5 protein-coding genes are annotated in these 5,913 nt (G+C 71.6%); 3 read left to right on the forward strand and 2 right to left on the reverse strand.

The window, feature by feature from the left end; genetic code table 11:
• The coding region (locus HW578_RS21880; protein WP_198372836.1) for an ArsR/SmtB family transcription factor at window positions 1–414 on the reverse strand (414 nt) is incomplete at its 3' end.
• Between the two features lie 278 nt (window positions 415–692).
• Here HW578_RS21880 and HW578_RS21885 point away from each other — a divergent pair.
• Genes HW578_RS21885 through HW578_RS21895 form a run of 3 tightly spaced genes read left to right on the forward strand, consistent with a single transcriptional unit; the run spans window position 693 to window position 4,811 of the window.
• Window positions 693–1,079: a DUF4280 domain-containing protein gene (locus HW578_RS21885; protein WP_198372837.1), complete on the forward strand. Its 387-nt coding sequence runs from the start codon at window positions 693–695 to the stop codon at window positions 1,077–1,079.
• Between the two features lie 18 nt (window positions 1,080–1,097).
• Window positions 1,098–4,175, forward strand: a complete 3,078-nt coding sequence (locus HW578_RS21890; protein ID WP_198372838.1) for a type VI secretion system Vgr family protein — start codon at window positions 1,098–1,100, stop codon at window positions 4,173–4,175.
• A 24-nt stretch (window positions 4,176–4,199) separates the two neighbouring features.
• Entirely contained in the window at window positions 4,200–4,811 is a 612-nt protein-coding gene (locus HW578_RS21895; protein ID WP_198372839.1) for a hypothetical protein, read from the forward strand.
• Window positions 4,812–4,821: 10 nt separating this feature from the next.
• Here HW578_RS21895 and HW578_RS21900 read toward each other — a convergent pair.
• The coding region (locus tag HW578_RS21900) for a pyridoxal phosphate-dependent aminotransferase (protein WP_198372840.1) at window positions 4,822–5,913 on the reverse strand (1,092 nt) is incomplete at its 5' end.

Raw genomic sequence — 5,913 nt, forward strand, 5'->3', positions numbered from 1 at the left:
GGGCGTGAGCCAGCCCTGCCCGGTGAGGCGCCGGTGCACCGCCACGCCAAGCCGCCCGGCCAGGTGGTTCCAGCACAGCCTGGCCTCGCGCGCCGCCTCGCCATGCGTCCAGCGCCGCGGCGGGGCAAGGCGCGCGGCGAGGCCGCCCAGCGCCTCGATCGCCGCGGCCACCTCCTCGGACGCCAGGCGGAAGTAGCGATGCCGGCCCTGCGCATGCACCGCCAGCAGCCCGCCCTGAGCGAGGCGCGCCAGATGCCCGCTCGCCGTCGCGGCGGTGACGCCGCCGATGCGTGCGAGCTCCCCCGCCGTCAGCGCTTCGCCGCCCATCAGCGCGGCGAGCATGCGTGCGCGGGCCGGGTCGGCCATCAGCGCGGCGGTGGCGGCGAGCGGGCCTGGAGCCGTCGGGTCGGTCATGGCGCGATGCTACGCCGCTTCCGCCGGCGATGCTTCGGGCTGCCGCGAAGCACGGCGTGCCCTCACGATGGGAGGGCGGGAGCGCCCCGCGTCGTGCTGCGGCGCGCGTCGCGGCAATCGGGGGTTGCGCAGTCCGAGCGTCCTCCCGCGAGGCGCGCCGAACCGCCTTAGCGCGACGTGGCCTGTGCGCAATCGCTCTGGTGCGGCGTGGCTTTGCGCGCCTATCGTCCGCCGATGCGCCAGGGGCGCTGCGAAGCCCCGCCGGCGGGAGGTGTCGCATGGCCCGACATGTCGTGGATGGCGCGGTCCTCGCGTGCACCTTCGGTACCACGCCCTCGACCCTGGGCGTCCTGCCGAAGGATCGCGCCTGGAGCACCACGCCCGCGGCGACCATCCTCGATCATGTGCCGAACACGAACATCCGTCCCTTCGGCATGTGCATCAGCCTCGCGAACCCGCAGGTGGCCTCGGCCACCTCGGCGGCGTCCGGCGTGCTGACGCCGCAGCCCTGCATCCCCTGCACCGCATCGCCCTGGACGCCGGGCGTGCCGGCCAACACGCTCGGCGGCGCGCCGATCCTCAACGACACCTCGATCCTCGCCTGCAACTGGGGCGGGGTGATCACGGTTACGGACGCAGGCCAGCAAACCGCGAAAGTGCCCTGACGACCCGGAAGGCGACCGATGGCGCTGAAGCAGAAGAACCGCTCGCTGCTGATCGACACCGTCCTCGCCAACCCCGAGGGCGAGGACGAGGACGACAACTTCGTCCTGATCCAGGTCCGCGGCGCCGAGGGCATCTCCTTCCCCTACGCCTTCGACCTCGCGCTGATCGGGCCGAAGGACAAGCGGCCCGATCCCTCGACCATGATCGGATCGCGCGTGCGCGTGGGCATCAAGCGCGCGATCAACGAGGAGAACCAGGACGAGTTCGACCACGTCTTCCGCCACGGCGTGATCGAGAGCTTCGCCGAGACCGGACCGATGGACGACTTCCGGTCCTACAGCGCGCGCCTGGTGCCGGCCTTCAAGCTCACCGCCTACGAGACGCGCTTCCGCGTCTTCGAGGACCGCACGCTCGAGCAGGTGCTGCGCGAGGTGCTGCGCCCCTATCCCGAGATCGAGCTGAACACGCGCCTGGCGGCCGAGGAGGTCGCCGAGCTCATCCCCTATTGCGTGCAGTTCGGCGAGAGCACCTTCAACTTCATCCATCGCCTGCTCGACCGCTTCGGGCTGTTCTACCGCTTCGAGCACGAGCTCAACGCGAAGAACGAGGTGCTGGTGCTGGGCGGGCGCAACGCGCCGCGCGCGGCCGTCGCCGACGTGGTGGACCTCGGCAGCGGCGAGCCCAGTGCCGGCGTCGTCGCTGGCTTCCGCCGCACCTTCGCGCTCGCCACGCGCAAGGCCAAGGTCGGCAACTTCAACGAGATCAACCCCGCCACCCCCTTCCGCGGCGAGGCCGGCATCGCGCCCGACTACGACCTCATGGGCGAGCACCCCGCGCTCGAGGGAGAGGCCTTCCCCGTGCCGGCGACCGTCTCGCCCCAGCCGCGCGACCACGCGCAGCGGCGGATGCGCCAGAACGAGGGGGGCATCTTCGGCATCACCGGCCAGTCGAAGAATCCGCTGTTCCGCGCCGGGCGCAGCTTCGTCGTCCACACCGACGGCACGGTGCCCAAGGACGCCGCCGACAAGGCCGACGGCAAGACCTTCCTGCTCAAGACCGTGACGATCTTCGCCTACGACCACTCGGCGCTGGTCAGCGTCGGCGACCAGCTTTTCGACATCGTCAAGGGCCTGATCGGGCTCGGCAACAAGGACGATGTCGCCACCGCGGCGGCGCAGGGGCTGCTCGACCAGGTGAAGAAGGATGTCGACAGCGGCAAGGAGATCTTCGCCTGGCTCGACAAGGAGCCGGGGGCGAAGAACCCCTCGGGCCTGCCCGACTTCATCGGCAAGGCGCTGGGCACGGGGGGCTCGGCGCTGGCGGGCGCGGTGCCGCTGCTGGTCTCGACGGTCAAGAGCGTGAAGGACCTGGTGGAGAAGTTCCTGCAGATCCCCGCCGGCCTCTCCATCGCCTTCGACGCGCTGCCGCTCGACGCGCCCTTCCTGCGCGATGTGCTGCCCACGCCCTCGGCCAACCGGCCGGTCGCCTACGGGCCGCACCTCGCGATGGTGGTCGGCCCGGACGGCATCGACACCGCGCAGCGCGACATCTTCGTCGATGCGCTGGGGCGCGTGCGCATCCGCTTCCCCTGGGACCCGGGGCCGGACGACCCGAACGATCCGATCGGCAAGGAGGCGCTCCAGACCGGGCGCAACACCTGCTTCGTGCGCGTCTCCGACGGCTGGGCGGGCGAACGGCTCGGCACCCAGTTCCTGCCGCGCATCGGGCAGGAGGTCGTGGTCGGCTTCATCGATGGCGACCCCGAGCGCCCGATGGTGGTGGGCCGCGCCTACAACGCCCGCGGCGGGTCCTCGCACCTGCCCTTCCTGCCCGCCGGCGCGCAGGGGCGGCCGCTGGCCAAGCCGGACGACCTCAAGGGCAGCGAGACCGACCAGGCGACGCGCAGCGGCATCCGCACCAAGACCACGCCGCGCAAGCCCGAGGGCCAGTCGGGCTTCCACATGATGCGCCTCGACGACAAGCAGGGGGAGGAGCAGTTCCTGCTGCGCTCCGAGCGGCGGATGGACATCACCGCCTTCGGCTCGCGCTACGACACCACGCGTGGCAACCTGCACGTGCTGGTGGGCGGCAGTTCGCAGGAACCGGGAAAGCCGCCGCCCGGCGGGTCGATCTTCACCACCGCCGGGGGCGAGTTCGACCTGCATGTCGGCAAGGACCTGTTCGCGAACATCGACAGCGCCATCAACTTCACGGTCAAGGCCGACGAGATCCGGGATATCGGCGGCACCTGGAGCATGTACGCTACCGGCAATGCCGTGATCAGCGCCGACGAGATCATCCTGCAGGCGAAGAAGAAGATCACGATCAAGGTCGGTGCCTCGAGCGTGGTCGTGACGCCGTCCTCGATCACCAACGACGCGGCGATCTACAAGGAACAACAGGGCGGGTCGCCCTCCGACGCGCCGGTGGTGGAGCTGACCGATGCGGCAGATGCCGCCATGGCCGACCCCGGCGAGCCGCCCGACTTCCTGGCGCGCCAGCCCAAGGGCGGCGGCGGGCCGCGGCGCAAGCACTCGAAGGGTCCGAAGAACGCCGCCTTCGTCACCCGCGCCGATGACGGCACGCTGCAGGTCGGCGGCAACCAGGAGGGCAAGAGCGGCCTGCGGATCAAGACCGAGGACCCGGATTTCGCCGACAAGGTGATCGACGATCTCTCGAAGATCAACGAGACCCCGGAAGGGCGGCAGAAGATCGCGGACGCGATCAACAGCGACAAGCCCACCGTCATCGAGCCGCCCGAGACGCCGACCGACCCGCCGAGCGCCAGCAGCAAGGCCGACAACCCGGTGGACGCCACCGCCCCCGGCTTCCCGACCGGCCAGAAGGGGCCGGACGGCAAGCCCGTGCCAGGCACCGGCAAGGGGTCCGGCACCACCATCACCTATGACCCGGAAGACTGGCCGCGCGAGGGCGACCCGGATTCGCCGACCTCCGACGCGCAGCTGAACGACCTGCTCGACGACGCGCAGCGCAACCGCGACGGCCGCGCCGGCACGGTGAAGGGCGACACCTCGCCCAACCCGCTGCCGCCGCCCCCGCCGCCGCCCCTGCCGCCGCCGCGGGGCGGCGACTGACGGGCGGGCGGGGAGGAGGAGGCGATGGATGGCGGCAGCATCGGGGGCGCGCTTCACCTGCAGTGCCGGCCGAACAAGGTGGCCGACGCCTTCATCTTTGCCTATCGCGCCGAGAACCAGGGTGCCGTGCCGCTCTACGTGATGGACGCGATGCCGCGCGTCGATCCCGCCACCCGCGCGGTGAGCGCCAATGCGCAGGCCGCGGTTGTGATCCGACAGGAGGACGGCGTCGCGGTGCTTGGCAAGTTCATCGCGCCGCTGCCGCGCGACCGCGTGCTGATCGCGCCCGACCTGCCGCTCTGCACGCGGCTCGATCCCGGCCAGGCGATCGAGCGCGAACTGCGCATCCCGCTGCCCTTCGCCGAGGCGAGCCCGTATTTCCCAGACCTGCGGCTGCGCGAATATGCCCTTGCGGAGGTGAACGCGATCGCCTTCGCCATCGGCTACTTCCCGGCCGATGCGCGCGGGCTCTATGCCGCGCCCGCGGCCTATGCGCCGGAGTACCAGGTGCTCGCGCTGGCAGGCCCGCCGCCGCCGCAGGGGCTCGCTGTGCAGACGCTGCCGGTGAAGAAGCTCGAGATCCTGAAGCGCCTGGACGCCTTCCCGCGGGAGGTGGTGCCGCCGCCGGCGCGATGACGGCGCGCCGTCACCGCCCCAGCCAGGCCGCCAGCCGCGCCGGCGCCTGCGCCATGTCCGCTTCCGACCCGCAATAGGAGAATCGCAGGAATCGATTGCCGCGCTCACGGTCGAAGTCGAGGCCCGTCGTCGCCGCGATGCCGGCATGCTCCAGCATCCGCGCGCAGAACTCGGCGCTGTCGTTGGTCAGGTGCCCCACGTCGCACCACAGGTAGAAGGCGCCATCGGCGGCGGCGATGTCCGTGAAGCCAGCGCGCGGCAGGCCATCGAGCAGCGCCGCCCGGCTGCGGGCATAGGCGGCCTTATTGGCCTCCAGCTCCTCGGTGCAGTCCATCGCCGCCTCGGCCGCCACCTGGGCCACGTGCGGCGCGCTTATGAACATGTTCTGCGCGAGGCACTCCACGGGGCGGACCAGGTCCTCGGGCAGCAGCAGCCAGCCGATGCGCCAGCCGGTCATCGACCAGTATTTCGAGAAGGAATTCACCATCACCGCGCTGTCGCTGAAGGCCGCGGCGGTGCTCTCGGCCACCGTGCCCCAGGTCAGGCCGTGGTAGATCTCGTCGCTCACCAACCGCACGCCGTTCGCCTGGCACCAGCGCGCGATGGCCTGAAGTTCGGCGGGTGCCAGCATGGTGCCGGCGGGGTTGCAGGGGCTCGCCACGATCAGCCCCTCCGGGCGCGGGTCCATCGCCTCCAGCAGGGCGATGGTGGGCTGGAAGCGCGTGGCGGCATCGCAGGGCAGCAGCATCGGCTGCATGCCGAGCGCGGTCAGGATGTTCGCATAGGGCGGGTAGAAGGGCGCGGCCATGGCGACGCGGTCGCCGGGGTCGAAGGCGGCCAGGAAGGCCAGCGGAAAGGCGCCCGAGGCCCCCACCGTCACGGCGATGCGCGCCGGCGAGACCTCGATCCCGTAATGCTCGCGATAGTGCCGCGCGATGCGCACGCGCAGCGAGGGCAGGCCGAAGGCCTCGGTATAGCCGAGGGGCGCGCCGGCCTGCAGCGCGCGGATCGCCGCCTCCGCCGCGCCGCGCGGTGCGCCGGTGCCGGGCTGGCCCACCTCCATGCGGATGATGCCGGGCGCGCCCGCGGGCAGGGCGGCGGC

This window comes from Roseomonas rosulenta (genome assembly GCF_016106005.1).
Classification (GTDB): domain Bacteria; phylum Pseudomonadota; class Alphaproteobacteria; order Acetobacterales; family Acetobacteraceae; genus Neoroseomonas; species Neoroseomonas rosulenta.